The sequence below is a fragment of the Nocardia sp. CDC160 genome (assembly GCF_035818795.1).
GTDB lineage: Bacteria > Actinomycetota > Actinomycetes > Mycobacteriales > Mycobacteriaceae > Nocardia.
Genome location: NZ_JAYKYT010000004.1, coordinates 347,799 through 371,629 on the forward strand (window position 1 = coordinate 347,799; position 23,831 = coordinate 371,629).

The window sequence follows — 23,831 nt, forward strand, 5'->3', positions numbered from 1 at the left end:
TTCCTCCCGCTTGATCGTCGTATCCAGGAAATCAGCAGATCTGTCGCAGGGGCATCCTGCAGGACCCACCGGGAAATAGTGATCCCTTCGCCCGTCACTGGCGAATCAGTAAATATTGGGTCCGCCTAGGATGCTTCTCGATCAGCGAGGACATGCGGTGTCTCTGCGATGATCTATCAGGATCGCTCATGACACGAAACACCTCACACTGAAGGTGGTGCCGATGACGGATAAGAGTCGACTTGTTGTGCTGGTATTGGCCATTGTCTTAGATATCGTGCTCGTTTCGGCGGTCCTGCTGTATCAGGCGATGACGCCACCGATTTCGGGCCGGGCGATGCCGGATACGAGCCAGGTGGGCCTCGGTGTCATCGCCACAATCGATCCGTGCGGATTCGTGACCGCTGATGTGCTCGCTGGTCCGGGAGTCGATGTGCGCTGGGTAAGGCCTTTTACACTGCGGAACTGTCAGGCCATGGTAGGGAAAACGGGCGACCGCGATCATGGGGTCCTAGTCGATGTGAGCGTGACCGACGAGTTCGATCTCAACCAATATCGCTCCGCTGGCCTGACGTTCCGGGATTCGGGCAACGTCCATCGAGGCACGGGAGGAAAAGTGCCGTCGTTGACGCCGGGATCGAGTGACGCCTCGATCGACCTCGTCTTCCAGGACAACCGAAACGCTGTTATCAGCAAAACATACTGGGTGAGGACGTCGTTCGATCCATGTGTAGGACAAGGTGACGGCATCGACTTGCGGGAGGTCGCCGCCCGGGTCGGCGACAACGCCGCGCATGCAATCGCGACGGGAACATTCCGGCATTTGAACTACCCAACGGACTCCGTAGCGTCGGTGGATCTCTGCAATAGTGTCACTACCGCGACACTCGAAACGGTTCTGGATGTCCCCGGTACTCGATCCGTGCAGTCTGATCGGAACAACTACCGGTGGACGATCAGCTCGGGCCAGATTCATCCGACGGTCGGCATCACTGTTCGCTTGGATGTGCAGCGGGATCAAGGCAAATACCCGCTCGAGCCGAACGCGGTTGTATACGGTCGCCCGACGCTGGTCTATTCGCCAGATCCCGGAAAGGTATGTGTCTACGCGACGAACGTGAAGATTTGGAACCCCTGGCTCGGCTATCGAATCATCCCCGACTCACCCGACCACCCGGATCCGTCACTGGTGGAGATAGTCGAAGTCAGCGTCGGCTGGCCAACCGATACCGCTGAAGCATCGCAGGCATGCGATTCCGCGGCCCGAATCGCATGGGAGGTATGGCAGTCGATTCCGTAGCAGCGCAGGCAGGAGGTGAGGGCTCGAGAACCGAAGGGGTGTGATGGACGAGCTCAGTTTCGCGGACAAGACACTCGAAATTCTTATCCGAATGTGCACAAAGTCAGATCCGACACGCGAGGTTGCGATTTTCCCTCTGAAATCATGGTCGGTGAGGACGTGGATCCACTTCGTTTACCGGACGGATCGCTCGCCGCTTGTCTTCGGGTTCATCAGGGATACGAGCTTCTCGGACAAGGGCTCTTGGAAGTCTCCCGGCGACGCCGCGTGGTGGTACTACGTCAACGATCTAGGCGACAGTGTTCCTTACGCTCTCATCGAGGGGGATCCGGAACGGATACATTGGATGGGGCCTCGGTATGACGGACTACCCGGGACCCTGGAGGAAATCGATTCCTGACAGTGTCAGTTCCAGGCTGGCCAGGCAACCCGATTCGCCCTTCCAGTTCGGTTCCGGGACGGGCGTAGCTTGAATCCGGAAGAATAGCTTCAGGGGCGGGCCCAGCCGCCTATGCGCGGTCCGCTCGAGCGGATGGAAAGTCGCGAAGAGGCGGCATCATTCGCCGGGCGTAGGTCTCCTCGGGGGTCACGGTGATGACGTCGAGTTGCTGCACCAGCGTTCCCGGTATCTCCGCACCCTCGAAATGCTTAGGGCTGGGGACTATGACGGCTTCCGCATCCAACCGGGTCGCTTGTGCCTTCAGTCGCGCCAATGGTGGCCGCCCGAAACGAGGGTCGTAGATCACCATGTCAGCGAAGTCGTAGCCCAAACGTGTTGCGAGGTTGCGGATTTGGCTTTGGTCCCAGAGCTGAGCCAACCCGGACACGTCGGTCCGGAGATAGCCCAAACACGTTGGCTTGTAGCGCATTACAGCACCTCTGGTCTCGTATCCGTCGCTTGGCATGTGAATCTCGAGGTAGAACCCCGAGTGGTTGTCTTCGTCTCCATGGCTCTGGAGTTCCAGCACGCCGCCGGGGAAATGGAACAACCGTGTGCGCGGGTAGTGAGGCTGATCAGTCACAGTTCCCCCTGGTCGAATGGGTGTGGCCGCGCGATTCGTGGCGCGCTCACAACGAGCAAACCTCCGTATTCGCCAGGCAAGAAAGGTGCCAAGTAGCGACGAAAGTGGGCTTGCCATACCCGGGCGGTGGACCAGAATGAAGCCATGACCAGGGGCGAGGGTGACCCGACGATCGAACCCCACCGGCGACCGCCAACTGCTGCCGATCAGCTGGCGCGCGAGATCAAGCGTCTCCGGCAGGAATCGGACTTATCTCAGCGGGTGCTGGCGTCGATGATTGGCTATTCGCGCCAGTACGTCACAATGACGGAGTGGGAGGGCTCCAATCTCCCGTCGCCCGAGATCGTTGCCGCAATCGACAACGCGCTAGAGGCCAACGGTGCACTGGTAGCCCTTCGTGCCCAAGCGGACGCCGACCGGCAGGCGAAGCGGCGCACTGCCGCAACCTCGTTCGCGACCACGGATGAGCCCGGCAAGTCGCTCACCGCCAATGTGTTCAATCCGTTCAACCTCGAGTCGGTGCCCAGCAGATACGCACCCGAGTCGGGATGCGCCAGAGCCGTGGCGTGGTCCGACGTCGAGCAGGTGAAAGAGGCCACTCGTCGTGCGGCGACCGCCGAGAACCTTCACGGCGGTGGGTCCGCCAATACTGCTGCCAGTCAGCAGCTTTACGCGTTCGCGCCGCTCGTACGAGGACGGACCGCACCCGAGATGCGCCGGGCATTGTTCGAGGCGGTCGGCAACCTGAGCGCTGTCGCGGCCTTTGCCGCCTTTGATATCGCCGACTTCGCCACCGCGGACCAGCACTCTCGATTCGCCCTCTGGTGCGCAGATGCGGCCGGATCGTGGGACCTCCGAGCGAGCACGCTCGCTGACATGGCGCGAATGGCGGCATACACCAGCGATGTGGACAAGGCGCTATCACTCATCGAACTCGCCCAAGTTCGCTCCGACCGACTCTCGTCCGCCACTCGCGCCATGCTCAGCGCGCTACGCGCACAGTTCCTCGCGGCGCTTGGGCGCACCGACGAAGCGCTGAGCGAGGTCGCACGCTCAGACGACTACTTCGCCGATAGCGTGCCCGGCGAGGATCCGCCCTGGATGTGCTACTACGACGAAGCCGAGCACTTGGGCAGCACCGGCAAAGCTCTCATCCCGGTCGCGCTGGCACGGAACCAAATGGAGTTGGCCGCACCACGAATAGGCCAAGCCATCCGACGACAGGGCCAAAGCTACCCTCGGTCGCGAACCTTCTCGCTCACCCGATTGGCTACGCTGACCATGCGGATAGGCGACCCCAAGGAAGGGGCCAAGCTCGGTATGCAAGCCGCTTCGCAAGCGAAAACCCTTCACTCCCGAGGTATTTGCGATGAACTGCAAGTATTGTCTCGCGCCTCGATCAAACACCTTGCCATCCCTGAGGTCCACGGACTGTACAGCGCGCTCACCAACTACTCTGAGACGCCCGAGGTATCCGAATGAGCCAGTCCGGGCAGCGGGCCAATGCGTCCGAGGTGCTGAACCGGGCGGCGAAACTCAGCAATATTGATGCCGAGGGAGCGGTGACCATCCGCGACGGCTCACACGCAATCTTCGAATTGCCCAACGGCATCGTGGCGCGGATCGGCAAGCCGCACAGCTATCGGACAGCAGAGCGAGAGCTGCGTATCTCGCAGTGGCTCAACAGGAATGGGATCGCGACCGTTGAAGCCGTGAACTCGATTCCGCAACCGACGCTCGTGGACGAACGACCCGTGACCTGGTGGACTCTGATCCCAGACCATCGGCCATCCACCCCCGCCGAGCTCGGCCGAATGCTCCGCCGGTTGCACACGCTGACACCCCCGACCGACTTCGCGCTTCCGCCTTATGCGCCATTCGACGGAGTGCGAGAACCCGTCGAATCCGCAACCACGATCACCGAAGCCGACCGCTCCTGGCTCTTGGCGCAGTACGCACGGCTGCGCCAGCGGTATGACGAACTGGACGAGCCATCGCAGCCCTGCGTCATGCACGGCGACGCCTGGCAAGGAAACCTCGTGGTACCGCCCTCCGGCGAGCCCACAGTCCTCGACCTCGACAAGGTATCCGTGGGTCGGCGTGAATGGGACCTCATTCAAATTGCGGTCGACCACACCGACTTCCACCGAATAACCGACGATGAGTACCAAGGTTTCGTTGATGCCTACGGTGGCTACGACGTGACCCACTGGCCGGGCTATCGGGTGCTTGCCGATATTCAAGAGTTCCGATGGGTCGCCTTCGCCCTCGGCCGATCGAATAAGCGGCAATCAGCCGCGACCGAAGCCGAGCATCGCATCGCGTGCCTGCGCGGACTCGTCCCCAAGCCCTGGACCTGGCGGGCCCTCTGAGCAAGCGCCCGCGGCCGTGACATTGAGAGGCCCTATCGTGGGTCCGTTGGTGCTGGGTGAGTGGAGAGGGCGGAGCTGTGGGGAAGAATCGGCGGCATCGGGCCGCGGCGCAGCGGGCGCGGGTCGGTGGGGGCGAGGGTTTGGGGCTGGTCGAGGGGGCGACGGCGGAGGAGGTTGGGGCCGCGATTCTTGATGCTGCGCTCCAGTCCATTCAGAATGCGCGTGCGGCACAGTATTTTGCGGGGATTTTGGCGGGGCGCGGGGGGTTTACGCCGGAGCTCGAGCGGGGTGCTGACTGGGCGGCTCGGCATTTGATCGTGGAGGCCGGTAAGAGGGGGTGGCTGCCGGGGGATGTGCATCAGGCTGCGTTGCGGCGGGTCGATGAATTCGCGGTGGGGTATCTGGTCGACACTCTGGCCGTATATGTGCGGGAGTTTGCTCCCGAGTCTGTTGATCCGATCTGGCTGGCGCAGTTGGAGGAGATGGGGGCTACGGTGTGGTGGTCGGCGGATGAGCCGCATCTGGGGCAGTGGGCGGGTAAGCAGTTGCTGATTCCTGTTGAGGCCATGACCACGGTGATCGAGGCGCTTGCGTTGTTGAGTCACCTGCCGCAGTTGGCGGTCATTCGGCCGTTGCCCGGGAGCGCGCGACCGGTGTCCGGGCCGCGGCACGCCATTGACGAGAAGGTGTTGGGGCGGGTGCGGGGGTTGCTGGCGAAGGCGGAGTCGACGGACTTTCCGGATGAGGCGGAGACGCTTTCGGCGAAGGCGCAGGAACTCATGACCAAGTACGCGATCGATCGGGTGCTCGTCGAGGCGGACACCAGCGCGCCGGATCTGCCGGGGGCGCGCCGGATCTGGTTGGAGACACCGTATTTGGATGCGAAGGCGTTATTGGTCGATGCGGTCGCCAAGGCGAACCGGTGCCGGGCGATCTTCTCCTCCGCGTGGGGATTCGTCGCCATTGTCGGCGATGAGGACGAGCTCGATGCTGTCGAATTGTTGGTCACGTCGCTGCTGGTCCAGGCGACCAGGGCAATGATCGCCCACGGCAATGAGAGCGGCCGCGACAACCACGCCCGCAGCCGCACGTTCCGCAAATCCTTTCTGGTCTCCTACGCCACTCGCATCGGTGAGCGACTGACCCGCGCGAACGAGGAGACGATCGCGAAATCCGCTGCGCCCGAACGACTGTTGCCGGTTTTGGCCTCGCATCAGGTGGCGGTCGACAAGGCCTTCGAGACATTGTTCCCGACCGCCAGAACGTCGCGCGTCTCCGTGGGCAGTGCGGAGGGGTGGCACGCTGGACGCGAAGCCGCGGACCGCGCGCAACTGGCGGCCCGTCGTCCGATCCGGAAGTAGTGCGCGGTCAGCTCGTTCGGAAGATGTGGTCGCGTAGGCCTGCCGCCGGGCGGTAGCCGCGCTGTTTCGCGAGGCGGCCCGCCAAGGGCAGAAGCAGCCGTCGCTGCAGGGACACCGGGATGGTTGCGGCATAGGTGACCGAACCCGGGGTACCGAGCATCATCAGGAGGTGGAGCAGGCGAAGTTCCTGGTGGGCGTTGGTGTTTCGGTCACGCATAGCCTGGCCGAGCGTGCGACCGAAGGCCAGAAGCCAGACCGGGCCGGGCGTGTAGAGCGTGCGCAGGACGATCGGTTGGTCGGAGTCGTTGAACGGATCGACGTGAGGGGTGTCGGCCGGAATGGTCAGCACCTCGCCGGGCTTGAGAATTCCGGTGCGACGGCCCCGACGGTAGCGTGCCCGAGCCCCATCGAGGAGCAAACAGTACTGGGTGATCCCGTGATGGATGTGCGCCGGACTCTTTCCGGTTCCTGGCGGTAGCACCCGGGTGATGCCTAGATATTGCCGACCCTCGACGAAGAACCAGGGATGGATCTCGACCCGCGCGCCATCGGCACCCGAGTAGATCTCGAAAATCGGCAGATCCAACGGGAAATCGGGCACGTTAGTCATGGCGCTCCGGCGCGGGATCGATCTCGGGCTTCGGCACCTCGACCCGGCGCGGATGGCGAATGGTCTTGTGGGGGAACCGGTTCCGAACATGCGACTCGGCCGACGATCCCGCGTCCACGTACACGTATTCCGGCTTGCGCGCCAAGGGCTGCACCACATCGCGGGCGTGCGCCTCCGGATCGGCGAGGTAGTTGCCGAGCACATCACTGCCCGCCGGGCACACCGCGACGCAATACCCCGCCCGGAACTGCGGTTCGAACGACAGGCTCTGCCACACCGCGAGGGTCTCGCTCGGCGTCACGCGCCGCCGATAGTCAGCCGCATCGGCGCTGTCCACGACCTCCTCGACCCACCCCGCGAAGTTCGACAGCTCGTGGTGATTGTTGTGGGTATAGCAGGCGTCGAAGTCGAATCCGCCGTCGGCGTGAATGGCCCCGACCGGGCAGGTGGTCACACACAGCCCGCAGTCGATGCACGGATTGGAGGCGACCGGGCTCGAATACCGCGACACCGGCCGGTCGATCAGGATCGTGCCCAGCACGATGAACGTCCCGAAGCGCGGGTGAATCACATTGCGGTGCAACCCCATCTGACCCAGCCCGGCGGCCACGGCCACGAGCTTGTGCGAGACGACCCAGCTGCGATTCGGAAACCGGTGTATCTCGGCGGGAAATCCGGCCGCTGGATACAACGCCCGGACACCGCGCTGCTGCAAGGTCAGGCAGATGCGCCGCGCCGCCTCGTGCCCGAGTTCCTGCGTGGTCGCGACATCGCGGTTCGCCGCACTCACCGATCGACTGCGCAGGTTGTCGCGACTGGTGCGCAGACAGAACCCGATCAGGGCGCGGGTGCCGGGCATCGCCTCGAGCACATAGTCACGTTCGCCTTCGAGCCCGGGGGTGTTCAGATCGACGAACCCGACGTCATCGATGCCCTCGGACAGGCAGAGCTCACGCAGCCAATCGGCATCGAGTTCGGTGGGCTCGGCAGGCGTCTCGGCCTGGGCCCTCATTTTCCGGACCGTCGGATGCGCCTCCACTCCCCCGCTGCGATCCACCGGCACATGCAAGGAATTCCACAGTCGCCCAGCGTCGTTCATTTCGGCTCCGCGCTCGGCTCGGGTGCCGCGTCGATGCCGTCGGGCGGCATGATCCCGCTGTCGACGTATCGCACCGTCTTCGCCTTGTACCGCTTTCTCACATGCCGTTCCGCATTGGATCCGGCGCTCACATAAACGTTCTCCGGCTTGCGCTGCAACGGCCGCAGCACCTGCTGCAGGTGACCCACCCGATCGTCGAGGTACGGCCCGATCACCTCCTCACCGGCCGGGCACACCGCCACGCAATACCCCGACCGATACTGCCGCCGCGACTGCATGGTGGTCTCGCGAGCGGTCATTCGCCCGTTGTAGTCCTGGGCGTCGGCGCTGTCGGCCATGGTCTCGGCCCAATCGGCGAAGTTGTTCACGAACTGGTTGTAGGTGTGGGTGTAACAGGAGTTGAAGTCGAAGCTGCCGTCATTGTGGATGGCACCCACCGGGCAGGCCGCAACACACAGATAGCAGCCCAGACACGGATTCCAGTCCAGCGGTTGCGAATAGGGCGCGATCACCGCCTCGGTCAACACCGTGCCCAGCCCGATGAAGCTCCCGAACCGCGGATGAATCACGCACCGATGGATCCCCATATGCCCCAACCCCGCCGCCACCGCGACCGGCTTGTGCGACACCGTCCACCCTCGACTCGGCAGCCGATGCGACTCCACCGGAAACGTCACCGATGGATACAACGTACGAAACCCTCGGTCCTGCAAGGCGATACTGATACGATGCCCGATCTGATCGAGAACCGGTATGGCCGTATCGATCTCGGTATTGACATTGCTGGCCGCGCGGCTGACGAAATTCGCCCGCGTGACCCGAACGCACACCGCGATCAACGACCGTGTACTCGGAAGGGCCTCCCACACATACTCGACTTCCCCTTCGAGCCCCGGCGTATCCAACGCCGCGAACCCCACATCATCGGCTCCCGCCTCGAGACACAACTCCCGCAGCTCCGCCGCGTCCAGAATCCCGGTCATGTCGGTACCTCCCAAGACATAGACCTCGCGCACCGCCGAAACTCATCGGTGATCCACGTCATACGATAAACGCGTTGTCCGACAGGGCCTTCGCGGTCGCGTCGATCACCTCATGAGCGCTGGTCGGCGCGATATCTGCCCGGGGTCGTGCCGATGAGGTTGGTGAAGGCGGCGATGAAGTGACTGGGGTTGGACCAGCCGCAGGCGTGAGCCGTGCGGGTGGTGTCGTGGCCCTCCGCGAGGAGGATGAGGGCGCGGTAGACGCGGAGCTGAGTTCGCCACTCGTAGAAGGTCATTCCCAGCTCGGCCTGGAACAGGCGGCTCAGGGTGCGGGCACTGGCACCGATCGCACGGCCGAGATCCGGCAGTGAGGTGTTGTCGGCGGGGTCCTCGTAGAGTCGGGCGGCGATGGCGCGCAGGCGATCGTCGCGGGGTTCGGGGAGATGCAGGCGCTGCTCGGGTGATTCGTGCAGCTCGTCGAGCAGGACGCGACGCAACCGCGCCTGCGCCGCGCGGTCGTATTTGCGGGCGGTGTCGTCGTAATTGCCCGGCCCGGTCAGCACCAGCAGCAGTTCGCGTGCGAGGTTGGAGACCTCGAAAACCGCTGGACGCGGCGGGGCGAGCCGGGCCTGTGCGGGTGGCAGGAACAGGATCCGCATATCCGTCTCGCCGTGTGCCCGGTGGTAGTGCGCGAATCCCGCTGGTGTCCAGGCGATTCGATTGGCGGGTACGATCGATGTCCCGGTCTCGGTGTGCACCGACAGCACACCGCGGGCCGCGTACACCAGATGCCCCCGCGTATGCGAGTGCCCCGAGCTCGTGCCCCCGGACGGCCACAGATGAGCCCCACCCGATGACCACAGCCGCGAGGACGGACCGGCCGCGGGGTTTTGGCGGCGAGCGGGCATAGTTTGGCATTCTATCAGTAGCTCGCCATCCCGCCACTCGACAAAAGTTGGGTCATGAGCGAAAACACGAGCAGGACAATGCGAGCCGCCGTCTGCGTCGCGGCGGGCGGCCCGGAGGTACTGGAGATTCGGGAGCTGCCCGTGCCGCGGGTGCGGGCGGGCTGGAGTCTGGTCTAGGTGCACGGCGCCGGTCTGAACCGATCGGAATTGCGTACCCGCCAGGGACATTCGCCGACCGTGCGATTCCCGCGCGTGCTCGGCATCGAATGCGTGGGCACCGTCGTCGCCTCGACCGATCCCCGTCTGCGGGAGGGCGCGACCGTCGCTGCGGTCATGGGCGAGATGGGCCGCCAATTCGACGGCGGCTACGCCGAATACGCCCTGCTGCCGAACTCGCTGCTGATGCCGATCGACACCACCCTGCCCTGGGAGGTCCTGGCCGCCCTGCCCGAAACCTATCTGACCGCCCAGGGCGCTCTGGACGCGCTGGGCATCACCCCGGGCGATCACAGTCGACTCCTGATCCGAGGCGGCACGTCCTCGGTGGGCATGGCCGCGCTCTCGATCGCCTCCGGCTACGGCCTCGACACCGCGGCCACCACCCGGCAGCCGGGCAAGGCCGCCGCCCTGACCGCCGCCGGTGTCGATCACACCATCCTCGACACCGGCGGCTCACTCGCGGACGAGATCCACGAATTCTGGCCCGAGGGACCGGATTACATCCTCGATCTGGTCGGCGCGAACACCGCCGCGGACTCGCTGCGACTGGTCCGCCGCGGCGGCACCGTCTGCATCTCCGGCTCCCTGAGCGGCTGGCTGATCCCGAACTTCGAACCAATCGCGTTGATCCCGCCCGGCACGAAACTCACCGCCTTCCACAGCGACACCTACAAGGGCGCGACGACCCTCTTGCAGCGCGTCGTCCACGAGGTCGAGTCCGGTGCCTACCGCCCCAACGTGGACCGCGTCTTCGCCCTCGACGACATCGTCGCCGCCCACCACTACATGGAGGACAACCGCGCCACCGGCAAACTCGTCATGGTGCCGTGACTGTGATTGCGCCGCCGCGGTGGGTATTCGGCCGGTGTCCGGCACCGAGTGGCGATCCCGCGGCACGGTTACTACGGTGGGGCGGGCAATCGGGAAGCCCAATCGATGGGGGTGAGCATGCCGGTTTCGGCGTTCGACCAGGTGGCAGTCACGACGGAGGCCGCGCCGCAGCGGCGCTCGATACCGCCCGCGGTGACGTGGGTCGTGGCGATCCTGGGAGCGCTGGCCGGTTGGTACTACCTCGGCCAGGTGGCCGCCGCGCCACGCATGATGATGCACCTGGTCGATCTCGGCGCGTATCAGGTCGCCGGAGACCGGGTGGTGCACGGGGTTTCGGTCTACGACAGCCCACTGCGCGGCCACACGCGCGGGGTTTTCGAATTCGTGTACACGCCGTTCGCGGCAACCATGTTCGTGCCCTTGGCGTTCCTGCACGGAACGGTCTTCACCTGGGTGGGCGGGCTCACCAACTTCGCACTGCTCACCGGCTCGGTCTGGGCGACGCTGCTGGTGCTGCGCTACCGCTGGGACCGACACACCCTCGTCGTCGGCCCGGCCGTGGCCGCAATCCTGCTGTTGTGCGAGCCGATTCGCGAAACCGTGGGCTTCGGTCAGATCAACATTCTGCTGCTTCTACTGGTCCTCGCCGATATGGCGCTGCCCGATTCGTCCCGTTGGAAGGGCGCACTCACCGGTATCGCCGCCGGAATCAAGCTGACCCCGATATTTTTCGTGGCCTATCTGCTGGTCACCCGTCGATTCCGGGCCGCCGCCACCGCGATCGGAGCACTCGGTGCCACCATGGTCGTGGGTCTGGCCGTCCTGCCCAAGGATTCGCTGACCTTCTGGAGGGGCGCGTTCGCCGACCCCGCCCGCGTCGGCGTACCCGAGAACCCGCAGAACGAATCGCTGCGCGGCATGATCGCCCGCTCCCTGGGCGCGGCCTCCGGACCGCAACTGCTGTGGTTGGCGGCCGCGATCGCGATCGCCGTGGTCTGCCTGCTGCTTGCCCGTCGGCTGTCGATGACCGGCCGAGAACTCCCCGCCGTCACCCTGGTCGGACTGACCAGTACGGTCGTCTCCCCGTACAGCTGGATTCACCACTGGGTTTGGCTGGCCCCGCTGCTGATCTACCTGACCCACTTGGCCATCCGACACCGCACGCTGCCCACCGTCGCGGCCCTGTTCGTCACCTTCGCCATTACCTCCGGTGGCGTGATGGACCTGGTCCACCTGCATTACGGCAGCATTTTCGACGTCCCGAGCCACGGGACGTTCGCGGTCCTCGATCACAATGCCTACATCTGGTTGACCCTCGCGCTGTTCGCGGCGACGGCACTGTGGCTTCGGAGTATGCGGCCTGTCGACGAACCGCCGGGTCATAATGTTCGGCATGGTGTCGCCTGACGGGTACCCAGCCGCGGAATCGCTCCCATCGACTGAGGAGGCCTCGGTGCCCCCGAACGCGGCCGGGAGCTTCCGGTTCTGGTTCACCAACGAGCGCTGGGAGTGGTCGCCGGAGCTCTACCAGATGCACGGCTATCAGCCCGGCGAGATCGAACCCACCACCGAACTGCTCCTCGCGCACAAGCATCCCGACGACCGCCAACATGTCGCCGAGACCATCAACCGTTCGCTCGAGGAGGGCAAACCCTTCTCCAGCCGCCACCGTTTCATCGACGCCCACGGCGCCGAGCACCACGTCATGGTGGTCGCGGACCGCATTCTCGACAGCGACGGCAACCCGGTGGGGACCGCGGGCTTCTACATCGACCTGTCCGAGGTCGAACGCATGGCGCTGGATCAGAAGCTGCCCGAGGTCATCGAGGCCCGCGCCGTCATCGAGCAGGCCAAGGCCATCCTCATGCGCATGTACCGCATCAGCGCCGATCAGGCCTTCAAAATCCTGGTGTGGCGCTCCCAGGAGACGAATGTCAAGCTGCGGGTACTGGCCGCCCAGCTCATTGCCGAACTGTCGGACATCCCGCCCCCGTCCCCGTCGATCGTGGCCGCCTTCGACCACATCCTGCTGACCCTGCACCTGCGCGTCCCCCAGGACTGATATCGAATCGGGCCGCGCCCCTTGGGTTCTTTGCCCCATCTGGCTATAGTGAACTCATGTCAGCTAGTGCTACACGGGATGGTCCGGGAGTGCTCGAGGGGCCGGTGCGGTCGACTCTGGACGTCGAACACCTGATGGACATCGAACTGAAATTCCAAGAGACACAAATATTCCGAACCCCGGCCGCGTTCCGACTGATCGCCGTCGCGGGGACGGGAACCTTCGAGGGGCCGCGCCTGCGCGGCACCATCCAGCCCGGCGGCGGCGATTGGCTGACCATGGGCAAGGATCTGATCTGCCGACTGGACGTCCGCGCGACCCTGCACACCGACGACGCGGAATACATTTACCTGACCTCGGGTGGCCGCGTCGCACTCACGGATTCGGCTGCGATGCAACGGTATCTGGCCGGGGAGACCCTGCGCGCCGCGGACATGCACGCGCGCACCCTACCGGTCTTCGAAACCGGGGCCGACCGCTACGCGTGGCTCAATCGCACCGTGAACGTCGGCTTCGCCGAACTCTCCCTCACCCACATCACCTACCGCGTCTACACCATCGAATAGTTCTCCGGCGGAACGGATTTCCCATGCCCACCACACTCGATTTGGCCGCCGCCTTCGACACCTACGCCAAGGCGTGGTCCGCCCACGACCCCGACGCCATCATCGCCCTGCACTCCCCCGACACCCAATTCTGGCTGCACTCCGGATCGCAGCCGGTCCAGGGCCGCCCCGCCGTACGGGAGGCCTTCGCCGAAATGTTCCGGCAGTGGCCGGGATTCGGCTTCGAGGTCTATCGACTGCTCCTCGGCGAGCAGCACTGGGTCCTGGACTGGGCCCTCACCGCCGAACCGACCGGCTCCGACGGGCAGCCGCATCCGATCCGTTTCGACTGCGTGGATATCGTGACCGTGGACGCGGACGGACTCGTGGTTCGCAAGGACACTTTCGTCGACGCCGTCCAGGTTCGCGCGGCGCTGAGCACGCTTGCCTGAGCCTCACGCCCCGATCGCGGCGGCCATGATTGGCCAGAAGTCGTGCAGGTCGTCCTGCCAGTAGCCCCAGGAGTGAGTCCCCTGGTGGGGTCGATAGGTCGCCGGGATTCCGAGCTCCGCCAATCGCGTTGCCAGGCGCAGGGTGCACTGACCGGTGGCGGCCTCGATCGCGCCGCCCTCGATGATCTGATTCTGCAGGACGTCGGCACTGCCCGCCTCGGCGAGATTGTCGTGGCGGCCGGGCAGGCCGTTCCCGCTCGACAGGTAAATGGTGTGGCCGCGCAGGAGTTCGGCATGCAGATACGGATCATTGTCGGTCCATGCGGAACTGCCGATCGGGCCCCACATGTTCTCGACATTCCCGCCGCCGTGCACGTGGGTGGTGAGATAGACGTAGGACCGGCCGAGCGGGGTGCTGGTCTCCGGGCAGCTGCTGAACGCGCCCACCGCCTCGTACAGGTCGGGGGCCGCCTCGGTGAGTGCCAGCGCCGATGTCCCCGACATCGACAGTCCGACAAGGGCATTGCTCCCTGACGGGTGGAGCACGGCGTCGATGATGGGAGGCAGTTCGGCGGTCAGAAATGTCTTCCACTTATTGCGCCCGAGAACCGGGTCGTCCTGCTGCCAATCGGTGTAATAGGTCGACCCGCCGCCGTGCGGAATGACGATGGTGATTCCCGTGCCGGGTGCGAAGGTGAGCAGATCGGTCTTTGTCTGCCAGACGGTGTCCTCATCGTCGAGTGTCGCGCCGAACAAGAGATACGCGATCGGTCGTCCGGCGCTGCCGCCATCGGGGATGAGGACATCCTGCGGAATGACCCGATCCATGGCGGCCGAGTAGACGTAGATCGTCAGTTCATGATCACTGACCCGCTCGATGCGATCGAGATGCGCGGACTCCGCATGCGCCACGGGAATCAGGGTGGGAGTCAACGAGATCAGAACCGTGGCCAAGCCTGTGCGCAGCACATTCCGGATAGTTCGGACTTTCGGCACCACCAATAGATGGTAGTCCCGTTGACAGCCGCTCAGGCGCCGATTGCCGTCTTCGCGCACCAACCCGATCACCGTTGAAACCATTCGGTCGGCGCGACCGATTCATAGGCACGCCCCCACAATCCATTGCCGCGTACCAGGATTGGAGGCCGAAACCCCATGCCTCTCACCATTGCCCTCGCCGACGACTGCGCCCTGCTGCGCGCCGGAATCGCCCAATTGTTGCGAGCCGAGGGCTTCGACGTCGTGGGCCAGGCCCGCGATCCCGAGGCCCTGCTGCGGGTGGTCGCCACCTGCGATCCGGATGTCGCCATCATCGATATCCGCATGCCGCCCACCCACACCACCGAGGGGCTCGAGGTCGCCTCCGAGATCCGGCTGCGCTATCCCCGGACGGCGGTGCTGCTGCTGTCGCAGCACGTCGAGAGCGAGTACGCCCGGGAGCTGCTCGCCACCGACGCGACCGGGATCGGGTATCTGCTCAAGGACCGCATCTCCCATATCGACGAATTTCTCGATGCGGTGCGGCGGGTCGCGGCGGGCGGCACCGCCATCGACCCGACGCTCATCACCCGCATGCTGGCACGCCCGGCCGCGTCCGGTGCGACGGTCGAATCCCTTTCTCCGCGTGAGCATCAGGTGCTGTCGGCCATGGCGGAGGGCCGGTCGAACCGGGGCATCGCCACGGCCCTGCGCCTGACCGAGCGGACCATCGAAACCCATGTCAGTTCGATCTTCGCCAAGCTCGCCCTGCCTCCAGAACCCGACGACCACCGTCGCGTGCTCGCCGTTCTCCACCACCTCAAGGCGCTGACCTAGGATCAGGTCCGTTCTCCGCCAATGCTTCCCGCACCAGCTCCAGCGGATGCCACGCTGTCCGACCGGCACCGTGGAAGATTTGCTGCCGACACGAGACACCGGTCGCCGCCACGATCGTGTCGGCCGGTTCGGCGGCCAAGGCCGGGAACAGGCGGTCCTCGCCGATCGCGAGAGACAGGTCGTAGTGCTCGGATTCGAAGCCGAACGATCCGGCCATGCCGCAGCATCCCGAGTCGATCTCCTCGACCACCGCGCCCGGAATGCGGCGCAGCAGCGCCATGGTGGCGGCGGTGCCGACCTCGGCCTTCTGGTGGCAGTGGCCGTGGAAGACGATCCGCTGCCCGGCGAATCGGGAATCCTCGCGCAGCCGTAGCCTTCCGGCGTCGATGGCCTCGACGAGCAGCTCCTCCACCTGCCGCACCCGGTCTGCCACCTGGTGCACCGCCTGGGTGTAGGGCACGAGCGCCTTGTACTCGTCACACAGCATGAAGACGCACGACGGTTCGCACCCAACAATCGGTGAACCCGGGACCGTCGTGCGGGTCAGCGAATCGACCAGTGCCGCAGCCTTCTTCTTCGCGTCGTCGAGTAGCCCCTTGGACATGCTGGACCGCCCGCAGCAGCCCCCGGTGGCAAGCTCGACCTGCCATCCCGCCCGCTCCAGCAGTTCGATGCCCGCTTGCCCGATATGCGGTTCGGTGTACGTGGTGAAGGAGTCGGCCAGCCAGTTCACCGTCCCCAACGGCGCGGGGGTGCCGACCACGTCGCGTCGGCCGAACCAGCGAATCAGGTTGGTCCGCTGGAAGATTGGGAGTTGTCGAGGTGCTGCGATGCCAAGGGTCCGGTCCAGGAGTCGACGCAGCAGCCAGATCCGGCCGGGCACATTCGACAGCGGGGCGGTGGCCGATCCGATTCGATTCAAGGTCCGAATCGAGCCGAAAAGCCGTGAACGCAAAGGGGTTCCGTGAATCTCGTGGTGATGCGCGAGCGTCTCGGCCTTCAACGACGCCATATCCACACTCATCGGGCATTCGCTCTTGCAGGCCTTGCACATCAGGCACAGGTCGAGAATCTCGTGCAGCCGCTCATCGCCGAGCGCCACGTGCGGATCGGGCTCGGACAGAGCTTTGACCAGGGCGTTGGCTCGGCCACGAGTGGCGTGCTCCTCGTTCTTGGTCGCGATGTAGGACGGGCACATCACCCCCGGTCCGGCCTTGCGGCACAGCCCGATATTCATGCATCGATCCGCCGCGCCGCGCATACCTCCGACGACCTCGAACGCCAGCTTGGTGGTCAGCGGCGGCGCGGGTGGCAGCGCGTCACGGTCGCGCAGGTTCTCGGTCATGGGCGGGGCGTCCACGATCTTGCCCGGATTCAGGATTCCGAGCGGATCGAAGAGCCGCTTGACCTTCCGCATGGCCTCGTAGAGCTCGTCGCCGAAGATCTCCCGGTTGAACTCGCTGCGCGCCAGCCCATCCCCGTGCTCGCTGGAATTCACCCCGCCGTACTCGGCGACCAAATCCTTGACCGCCTCGGCCACCGTGCGCATGCTCTCCACCTGCCTGGGATCGGTCACATCCACGAACGGCCGAATATGCAGACAGCCCACCGAACAGTGACCGTAGAACCCGGCTTCCATCTGGTGCTCGTCGAGAACCTTCGCGAGTCGCTTGGTGTATTCGGCCAGATGGATCGGGTCGACCGCGGTGTCCTCCACGAAGGCCAGCGGACGGCGGGTGCCCTCGCCTGCGGCCATGAGCAGCCCGAGACTGGACTTGCGGACCTTCAGCAGGGCCTTCTGATCGGCGGGAGTCACCGCGCGCAAGGTGTGATAGCCGTGGCCGTTCCGCCTCCAGAGCGCTTGGAGCTCATCGAGTTTCGTGACCAGTGCCGCTTCGTCGTCACCGCTGAACGAGACGAACAGCAGTGCGCCCGGATCGCCGACGAGGATGTTTCCCAGCTCGGCGTATTCGATCTTCTGGCGCGAGAGTTCGAGGATCGTGCGATCCATCAGCTCGACCTGATGGGGGTCGCAGGCGAGGGCATCGGTGGTGGCGGCAATGGCGCTGTGGGTGTCGTCGAAATGGCCTACGGCATAGACGGTATGCGCGGGCTTGGGGACCAGATCGACCAGCGCATGGGTCGCGATGACCAGCGTGCCCTCCGCACCGACCACGAACTTGGCCAGATCGAACGCCGTGCCCTTGCCGAAGCCGACCAACCGGTCGAGCCGGTAGCCACCGGCACGTCGCCAGAACAGCGGCATGCCGGATCGGATGGCCTGCTCGTTGTCCGAGACCAACTGCGGGAGTTCCCGATAGATCCGGCCCTCCAGAGTGTTGGCGGTGGCTCGCCGCTGCCGCTCGGCCTCGTCGACGGGTTCCAACCGGGCTCGCGACCCATCCGCCAGCACGACATCCAATGCCTGCACATGGTCGATGGTCATGCCGTAGGTCAGGGAACCGCTTCCGGCGGAATTGTTTCCGATCATCCCGCCGATCGTGGCCCGGTTGCTCGTGGAGGTGTCCGGCCCGAACATCAGCCCGTATTCGGCCGCGGCTCGATTGAGCTGATCCTGGACGACGCCGACTTCGACCAGGGCCGTACGGCTCTCGGCGTCGATGACGATCCGAGTCAAGTGCCGCGACATGTCCAGCACGAGCCCGGGTCCCACGGTCTGCCCTGCGAGGCTGGTCCCCGCGCCGCGCGCCACGATCGGCACCCCGAACTCGGCGGCCACCCGCACCGCGGCGGCGACATCCTCGGCGTGTTCGGGAAATGCCACGCCCAGCGGGGTGATGGCGTACATGCTGGCGTCGCGGGAGAAGAGGTGTCGGCTGTAGTCGTCGAAGGCGAGTTCGCCGTCCATGACCGCGCGCAACGCCTGTTCGAGTGGTGTCATTGAAAGTCCTTGTTGTCCAGAATCATCGGCTGCCTGGGCGGTTGCGCGGGCAGAGGTTCGGCCTGGGTGGCGGCCCGCAGCTGGGTGCGCAGCGTCAACATCAGCAGTGCCGCGACGCCGAACACGATCCCGAAGAACACCTGCGTCAGCGCGTAGCCGCCGCCACTGAGGTCACTGAGCCAGCCGCCGATGTACGTTCCGAAAAAGCTCCCGAGATTGCCGACCCCATTGATCAGCCCCATTCCGGCTCCGGCCGCTGCCACCGGCGTGAGCTTGGTGACCGTCGCCCAGAAGGGCCCGTACCAGGCGATGGATGCCGCCGTGCCCAGGATCATGGCCAACAGCACGATCCATTTCTGTTGCGCCGAAACGAAACTCGCGCCCGCGAGGATCAAGGCCGCGGAGCCCAGCACCACCGACATGTGGGCGATGTGTCCGCCCCGCCGGTCCGCGGACCGCCCGACCAGAATGATCGCCGCCCCCGCCGCGAGCTGCGGCAGAATCGCCACCAGCCCGACCTTCATATCGGTGTGGAAGGCCTTCTTGAGCACACTCGGCATCCACAGCGTCAGCCCGAGCAGGCCCATCTGGGTGAGGGTGTAGATGAGCGCGAACTGCCACACGATCCGAGAAGTGAACGCCGCCTTGAACGTTCCGCGCGACTGGAGTTGCTCGCCTTCCTGTAGTCGAGCGTTCTCGATGTAGTCACGCTCGGTCTGCGAGAGCCATCCCGCCTTGGCCGGGGTATCGCGCACGATCGCCAGCCACGCTATGAGACCGACGATCAGCGGAGCCCCGCCCTGGATGAGGAACATCCACCGCCAGTCCAGATAGGTGAGGATGACGCCGGAGAACGGTGCCGCCACAATCGCCGCGATCGGGGTGTAGAGCTTGAAAATCGCGAAGGCCCGGCTTCTTTCGGCGAAGGGGAACCAGGCGCGAATGGTGGTCATCAGCGCCGGTTGCACCCCGCCCTCGGCCACCCCGAGCAGGAATCGCGCCAGTAGCAGCTGTCCGACCGAATGCGTCAACCCCGAGGCCATGGCGGCCACGCTCCACAGCACCATGAGAATGGCGATCCACTGCCGGGCACTCCAACGCTCGGCCATGTATCCGCCGGGAATCTGCAGCAGCAGATAACCCCAGAAGAAGATGCCGCTCGCCAAACCCTGTTGCGCCCCGGTGAGGTGCATATCGGTTTTCAGGTGCGGCAGCGCGAAACTGATATTCGTACGGTCGATATAACAGATGACGTAGATGAAGACGACGACCGGCAGAATATAGGTCCACCGTTTCATATGGGACAGTCGCCGGACAGGGGAAGTCCGCTCGATCACGACCTACCTCCTCGTGGGTAATCGCTCGGAGCGGAGCATCCGGTAGATCGCGGGCCGTTTCGTTGCGGCCGCCCAGCGGTGAGCGATGAAAAGTAAAGCGAGAGAAGAATGTCCGCGCGCGATCACTCGCCGCGCAGGACCTCGAGGGCGTCCTGGAGGCCACGCGGATCGATGGTGACGCCCGCCAACTCGAGGCCCATCTGCACGCCGGACAGGGTCCCGGCCAAGGTCAGGTCATTGAGATCGCCCAGGTGCCCGATCCGGAACACGCGCCCGGCGAGCTTGCCCAGCCCCGTGCCGAGGGACATGTCGAAGCGGTCGAGGATGATGCGCCGCACCTTGTCGGCATCGTGCGCGCCGCCCGCCAGGACGGCGGTGAGGGAACTGGAGTACTCGCGCTCGTCGGCGCACAGCACCTCCAAACCCCAGCCGCGCACGGCGGCCCGGGTGGCCGCGGCGTGGCGGTCGTGGCGCGCGAAAACATTTGCCAGACCTTCTTCTTCGAGCATCAGGCACGCTTCGCGTAGGCCGTAGAGCAGGTTGGTGGCCGGGGTGTAGGGGTAGAAGCCGTGTTCGTTGGCGTCGAGAATGGCCGACCACTCGAAGTAGGAGCGCGGCAGCCGGGCCGTGCGGGAGGCAGTGAGTGCTTTCTCGCTGACGGCGTTGAACCCGAGGCCGGGTGGCAGCATCAATCCCTTCTGCGAACAGCCGACCGTCACATCGACACCCCACTCCTCGTGCCGATAGTCAATGGAACCGAGCGAGGAAATGGTGTCGACCAGCAGTAGCGCGGGGTGATCGGCTTCATCGATGGCGGCTCGGATTTCGGGAACGCGGCTGGTGACACCGGTCGAGGTCTCGTTGTGCACGACCATCACCGCGGAGATGCGATGCGCGGTGTCCGCGGCCAGTTTCTCGGCCACCATCGCCGGATCCGCACCGTGCCGCCAATCCCCGGGCACGAATTCGACTGTGAGACCTAGTCGTTCGGCCATCTCCCGCCACAGGGTCGCGAAATGGCCGGTCTCGAAGGCGAGTACGTGATCGCCCGGGGACAGCGTATTCACCAACGCGGCCTCCCACGCCGCCGTGCCGGACGAGGGATATATGACAACCGGCCCACTGGTCCCGAACACCGGCTCGAGCCGCTGCAGCAAATCCTTTGTCAGTTCAGCGAATTCGGGTCCGCGGTGATCAATGGTCGGTCGCGCGATGGCGCGCAGGACGCGATCGGGAACATTGGTGGGTCCGGGAATCTGCAGGAAATGGCGTCCACTGCGGGCTGTCATAGCGGGAACTTCCGTCCTGTGCCGTGATATGGCACACTGTGCCGTGAAAAGGTGCAGCAAGGGTAGGGATGCGCGATGGAGGAGTCAATACCTTGCGAAATGTCTTGAACACCTTGCGAGTTCTCGAGGAAGTAGCCGCGCGCCAGCCCATCGGGGTGGGCGAACTGGCCCGCGTCCTCGACCTCCCGAAGAGCACGGTCCAACGCGCCCTGGTCACCCTCGACACCGCGGGCTGGATTCGCCCGGCCGCCGGGGAAGTCACCCGCTGGGTAATCACGACGAAAGCCCTTGCCGTGGGCGGCAGCGCAGGCGGCGACCTCGGCCTGCGCGGCATAGCCCTCCCGATCCTCGAGGACCTGCGCCGCTCCACCGGCGAGACGATCCACCTGACAATCCCCGAAAACGGCAAGATGGTCCTCATCGAACGCCTCGAAACCGACAAGCCGGTCCGGACCAGCATGGCTTTGGGCCACGCCCTCCCAATGCACGCCTCCGCGAACGGCAAAGCGGTCCTAGCCTTCACCCCGGTCGAAGACCTCCGCCCCTTTTTCCGCGACGAACTCCCCCGCTACACCGACACCACCATCACCGACCCGGAAGCCCTCCGCGCCGAGCTCGAGCTGATTCGCACTCAAGGCTTCGCGGTAAACAACGGCGAATGGCGCACAGACGTAGGCGCAGTCGCCGCCGCAATCCTCGATCCCTCCGGCCACCCGATCGCAAGCCTCAGCGTAAATCTCCCCATCGGTCGTCTAACCCCTGATTCTCAACCCGCTTTCGGTACAGCTGTTTCCGAGGCTGCCGCAACCATTTCCAATAGGCTCGGATGAGAAGGAACAGAAAATGGCGACCGCGTGGTATTACTGAAACGCCTTATATCACAGCGGAATTCGACTTCTATTGTGATCGAATTCGCGATAGAATTAGTGCATGGATTCGAAGGGGGAAGCACTCGACACCACCGGCATCAGCGCCCTGATGACCGCGGTCACCAACGTCGCCGACACCGTCCTGCACGGCGGACTCAACCGCCTCACCGATGGTGATGCAGTGGAATTCATGCGACGCCTCGAAATTTGCAAACGCCAACTGGCCGCACTGGATTCGACTCTGGTGATCGAGGCGTCGGAGCGAGACCTGCCCCGCAAGGCCGGAGTCAAGGACGCGGTCCCGTTCCTGCGCCAATCCCTGGGCCTGTCCCGCTATGACGCGGCGATGCGGGTGAAGATCGCCGGGGCGTGTGGGGAGTTCCTCGGGGCCGACGGCAAGCCGCGCCCGATCACCCTGGCCGCCACCGCGAATGCCTTTGAGGCGGGCGTGATTTCGCGGGATCATGTGCGCGGCATCGTGGACATCATGACGCATCTGCCCGCCGACGTTCCTACTCCGGCGCGGGTCGAGACCGAGGCGTTGCTGGTCGAGCACTGCGTGACCGGTATGCCCGATGACCTGCCCAAGATCGGCCGCGAGATCCTCGCCCGCCTGGACCCGGAGGGCACGGTGATCTCCGATGCCGACCGGCGTCGCCGTCGCGGCATCACCATCAGCCGCCCTGGTGTGGACGGAATGTCGAAGATCGAAGGCTGGCTCACCCCCGAACTCCGCGCCCTGCTGGATGCGATCTTCGCCAAGCTCGCGCGCCCGGGCATGTGCAACCTCGACGACACCGATACCGAGATCCTCACCGCCACCGCAACAATCAACTCCAAGCGATTGGAGGCGGCCGCACGTCGCGACCGTCGCGACGCGGGCCAGCGCACCCATGACGCGTTGTTCGCGTTGGTCACCGCCCTGCAGCCCACCACCGCCACCGGCGCTGCTGCCGATACCGCTGCCGCCGCTGCGGATATCGACGTAACCGCCGCTGCCAGTGCTGGTGCCTCTGCCGATGCTGCCGCTACGGGTGTCGCTGCCGCTGCCGCTGCGGCGAAGCCGGGCAAGCCGGTGAAGCTGGGCAAGCACCGTGGCCTGCCCGTCGAGGTCGTAGTCACCATGAGCCTGGCCGATCTCGAACGCGGCGCAGGCGTGGCGACCACCGCCTCGGGCGGGCACCTGTCGATCAGCCAAGCCCTCAAGCTGGCCAAGAACTTCCGCCCGGTGTTGGCGGTGCTCGACAAGGACGAGATCCCCTTGTATCTCGCTCACGGGGAACGCCTCGCCAGCTCGGGGCAGCGGTTGGCGTTGATCGCCCGCGATCGCGGCTGCACCCACCCGGGCTGTGATGTGCCCGCGAGCATGTGCGCCGCCCACCACGTGATCGATTGGGCCAAGGGCGGACCCACCGACCTCAACAATCTGGCCTTGGTGTGCGATCACCACCACGCCATGGTCAACGACAGCGACAACGGGTGGCAGACGGTGATGTTGGGCAAGGATTCGGCCCACCCGGGCCGGGTCGGTTGGATCGCCCCGAAGGCGTTGGACCCCTCCCACACCCCGCAAGTCAACGACACACATCACGTGGGTCGGCGGGTCGCCACGGCGGTCGATTCGAGTTGCCGGAGGTGGGGTTCACGGGCAGCGTGAAACCCGGCTGCTCGTGCACGGCTGGCGTGCGCAAAACAACGGGAAGTGTGGTCACCTCGCCTGCCCTACCGCACTTGGGCTGACGCCGGGTTGGGAGCCGTCACCTCGCCTCCCAGCCCACGGACTGCACGCATCACCTTTAAAGACAAAACCCAAAAACCAAAAGACTCAAAACCCTCCGCCCTCCAACTGCCCCGC

At 65.0% G+C, this 23,831-nt stretch carries 22 protein-coding genes; 13 read left to right on the forward strand and 9 right to left on the reverse strand.

The features are described from left to right. Positions 1 to 223: 223 nt before the first annotated feature. Positions 224 to 1,300: a hypothetical protein gene (locus VMT40_RS23010; protein ID WP_326360710.1), complete on the forward strand. Its 1,077-nt coding sequence runs from the start codon at positions 224 to 226 to the stop codon at positions 1,298 to 1,300. Positions 1,301 to 1,809: 509 nt separating this feature from the next. Here the strand turns inward: VMT40_RS23010 and VMT40_RS23015 are convergent. After that, the gene (locus tag VMT40_RS23015; protein WP_326360711.1) at positions 1,810 to 2,322 is read right to left on the reverse strand and encodes a hypothetical protein; all 513 of its coding nucleotides are present in this window, start codon (positions 2,320 to 2,322) and stop codon (positions 1,810 to 1,812) included. 144 nt (positions 2,323 to 2,466) lie between these two features. On the opposite strand from VMT40_RS23015, the gene VMT40_RS23020 reads away from it, so the two are divergent. The 3 genes from VMT40_RS23020 (at position 2,467) to VMT40_RS23030 (ending at position 6,055) form a co-directional block, all read left to right on the forward strand. Next, a complete protein-coding gene (locus tag VMT40_RS23020) occupies positions 2,467 to 3,804 on the forward strand; it encodes a helix-turn-helix domain-containing protein (protein ID WP_326360712.1) in 1,338 nt (445 codons plus the stop codon). Then, positions 3,801 to 4,694 (forward strand): phosphotransferase enzyme family protein, encoded by an 894-nt coding sequence (locus VMT40_RS23025; RefSeq protein WP_326360714.1) that lies wholly within the window; start codon positions 3,801 to 3,803, stop codon positions 4,692 to 4,694. The genes VMT40_RS23020 and VMT40_RS23025 overlap by 4 nt, the downstream gene beginning before the upstream one ends. 140 nt (positions 4,695 to 4,834) lie before the next feature. Continuing rightward, complete coding sequence (locus VMT40_RS23030) at positions 4,835 to 6,055, forward strand: DUF2786 domain-containing protein (RefSeq protein ID WP_326360715.1); 1,221 nt, start codon at positions 4,835 to 4,837, stop codon at positions 6,053 to 6,055. 7 nt (positions 6,056 to 6,062) lie between these two features. On the opposite strand, the gene VMT40_RS23035 is transcribed toward VMT40_RS23030, so the two are convergent. From VMT40_RS23035 to VMT40_RS23050, 4 genes are all read right to left on the reverse strand, one after another. Then, positions 6,063 to 6,665, reverse strand: coding sequence for a cupin domain-containing protein (locus VMT40_RS23035; RefSeq protein ID WP_326360716.1), 603 nt, complete (start codon positions 6,663 to 6,665; stop codon positions 6,063 to 6,065). Continuing rightward, positions 6,658 to 7,764 (reverse strand): 4Fe-4S binding protein, encoded by a 1,107-nt coding sequence (locus VMT40_RS23040; RefSeq protein ID WP_326360718.1) that lies wholly within the window; start codon positions 7,762 to 7,764, stop codon positions 6,658 to 6,660. Before VMT40_RS23040 ends, VMT40_RS23035 begins: the two co-directional genes overlap by 8 nt. Further along, positions 7,761 to 8,747 carry a 4Fe-4S binding protein gene (locus tag VMT40_RS23045; RefSeq protein ID WP_326360719.1) on the reverse strand — a complete coding sequence of 329 codons (987 nt, stop codon included), beginning with the start codon at positions 8,745 to 8,747 and terminating at the stop codon, positions 7,761 to 7,763. The genes VMT40_RS23040 and VMT40_RS23045 overlap by 4 nt, the downstream gene beginning before the upstream one ends. A 110-nt stretch (positions 8,748 to 8,857) precedes the next feature. Further along, the gene (locus VMT40_RS23050) at positions 8,858 to 9,655 is read right to left on the reverse strand and encodes an AraC family transcriptional regulator (protein ID WP_326360720.1); all 798 of its coding nucleotides are present in this window, start codon (positions 9,653 to 9,655) and stop codon (positions 8,858 to 8,860) included. A 54-nt stretch (positions 9,656 to 9,709) separates the two neighbouring features. On the opposite strand from VMT40_RS23050, the gene VMT40_RS23055 reads away from it, so the two are divergent. Genes VMT40_RS23055 through VMT40_RS23080 form a run of 6 tightly spaced genes read left to right on the forward strand, consistent with a single transcriptional unit; the run spans position 9,710 to position 13,764 of the window. Continuing rightward, positions 9,710 to 9,832 (forward strand): hypothetical protein, encoded by a 123-nt coding sequence (locus VMT40_RS23055; RefSeq protein WP_326360721.1) that lies wholly within the window; start codon positions 9,710 to 9,712, stop codon positions 9,830 to 9,832. Beyond that, on the forward strand, positions 9,833 to 10,705 hold the full coding sequence (locus VMT40_RS23060) for a zinc-binding dehydrogenase (protein WP_442790036.1): 873 nt from the start codon (positions 9,833 to 9,835) through the stop codon (positions 10,703 to 10,705). Between the two features lie 48 nt (positions 10,706 to 10,753). Next, entirely contained in the window at positions 10,754 to 12,112 is a 1,359-nt protein-coding gene (locus VMT40_RS23065; protein WP_326360723.1) for a glycosyltransferase 87 family protein, read from the forward strand. A gap of 46 nt (positions 12,113 to 12,158) precedes the next feature. Beyond that, positions 12,159 to 12,767 (forward strand): PAS and ANTAR domain-containing protein, encoded by a 609-nt coding sequence (locus VMT40_RS23070; protein ID WP_326360725.1) that lies wholly within the window; start codon positions 12,159 to 12,161, stop codon positions 12,765 to 12,767. Positions 12,768 to 12,823: 56 nt separating this feature from the next. After that, complete coding sequence (locus VMT40_RS23075; RefSeq protein WP_326360727.1) at positions 12,824 to 13,333, forward strand: DUF3237 domain-containing protein; 510 nt, start codon at positions 12,824 to 12,826, stop codon at positions 13,331 to 13,333. 23 nt (positions 13,334 to 13,356) lie between these two features. Then, positions 13,357 to 13,764, forward strand: a complete 408-nt coding sequence (locus VMT40_RS23080) for a nuclear transport factor 2 family protein (protein ID WP_326360729.1) — start codon at positions 13,357 to 13,359, stop codon at positions 13,762 to 13,764. 3 nt (positions 13,765 to 13,767) lie between these two features. Here the strand turns inward: VMT40_RS23080 and VMT40_RS23085 are convergent, their stop codons facing one another. Beyond that, complete coding sequence (locus VMT40_RS23085; RefSeq protein ID WP_326360730.1) at positions 13,768 to 14,733, reverse strand: alpha/beta hydrolase; 966 nt, start codon at positions 14,731 to 14,733, stop codon at positions 13,768 to 13,770. A gap of 186 nt (positions 14,734 to 14,919) precedes the next feature. Here VMT40_RS23085 and VMT40_RS23090 point away from each other — a divergent pair, with 186 nt between their 5' ends. Continuing rightward, positions 14,920 to 15,579 carry a response regulator transcription factor gene (locus VMT40_RS23090; RefSeq protein ID WP_326360731.1) on the forward strand — a complete coding sequence of 220 codons (660 nt, stop codon included), beginning with the start codon at positions 14,920 to 14,922 and terminating at the stop codon, positions 15,577 to 15,579. Here VMT40_RS23090 and VMT40_RS23095 read toward each other — a convergent pair. The 3 genes from VMT40_RS23095 to VMT40_RS23105 form a co-directional block, all read right to left on the reverse strand. Continuing rightward, entirely contained in the window at positions 15,563 to 18,481 is a 2,919-nt protein-coding gene (locus VMT40_RS23095; protein WP_326360732.1) for an FAD-binding and (Fe-S)-binding domain-containing protein, read from the reverse strand. The genes VMT40_RS23090 and VMT40_RS23095 overlap by 17 nt on opposite strands. Continuing rightward, positions 18,478 to 19,818 carry an MFS transporter gene (locus VMT40_RS23100; RefSeq protein ID WP_326360733.1) on the reverse strand — a complete coding sequence of 447 codons (1,341 nt, stop codon included), beginning with the start codon at positions 19,816 to 19,818 and terminating at the stop codon, positions 18,478 to 18,480. Before VMT40_RS23100 ends, VMT40_RS23095 begins: the two co-directional genes overlap by 4 nt. A gap of 122 nt (positions 19,819 to 19,940) precedes the next feature. Beyond that, positions 19,941 to 21,107, reverse strand: a complete 1,167-nt coding sequence (locus VMT40_RS23105) for a pyridoxal-phosphate-dependent aminotransferase family protein (protein ID WP_326360734.1) — start codon at positions 21,105 to 21,107, stop codon at positions 19,941 to 19,943. A gap of 68 nt (positions 21,108 to 21,175) precedes the next feature. Here VMT40_RS23105 and VMT40_RS23110 point away from each other — a divergent pair, with 68 nt between their 5' ends. Further along, positions 21,176 to 21,937: an IclR family transcriptional regulator gene (locus VMT40_RS23110; protein ID WP_326360735.1), complete on the forward strand. Its 762-nt coding sequence runs from the start codon at positions 21,176 to 21,178 to the stop codon at positions 21,935 to 21,937. Between the two features lie 100 nt (positions 21,938 to 22,037). Next, complete coding sequence (locus VMT40_RS23115; RefSeq protein ID WP_326360736.1) at positions 22,038 to 23,633, forward strand: HNH endonuclease signature motif containing protein; 1,596 nt, start codon at positions 22,038 to 22,040, stop codon at positions 23,631 to 23,633. Positions 23,634 to 23,831: the final 198 nt, after the last annotated feature.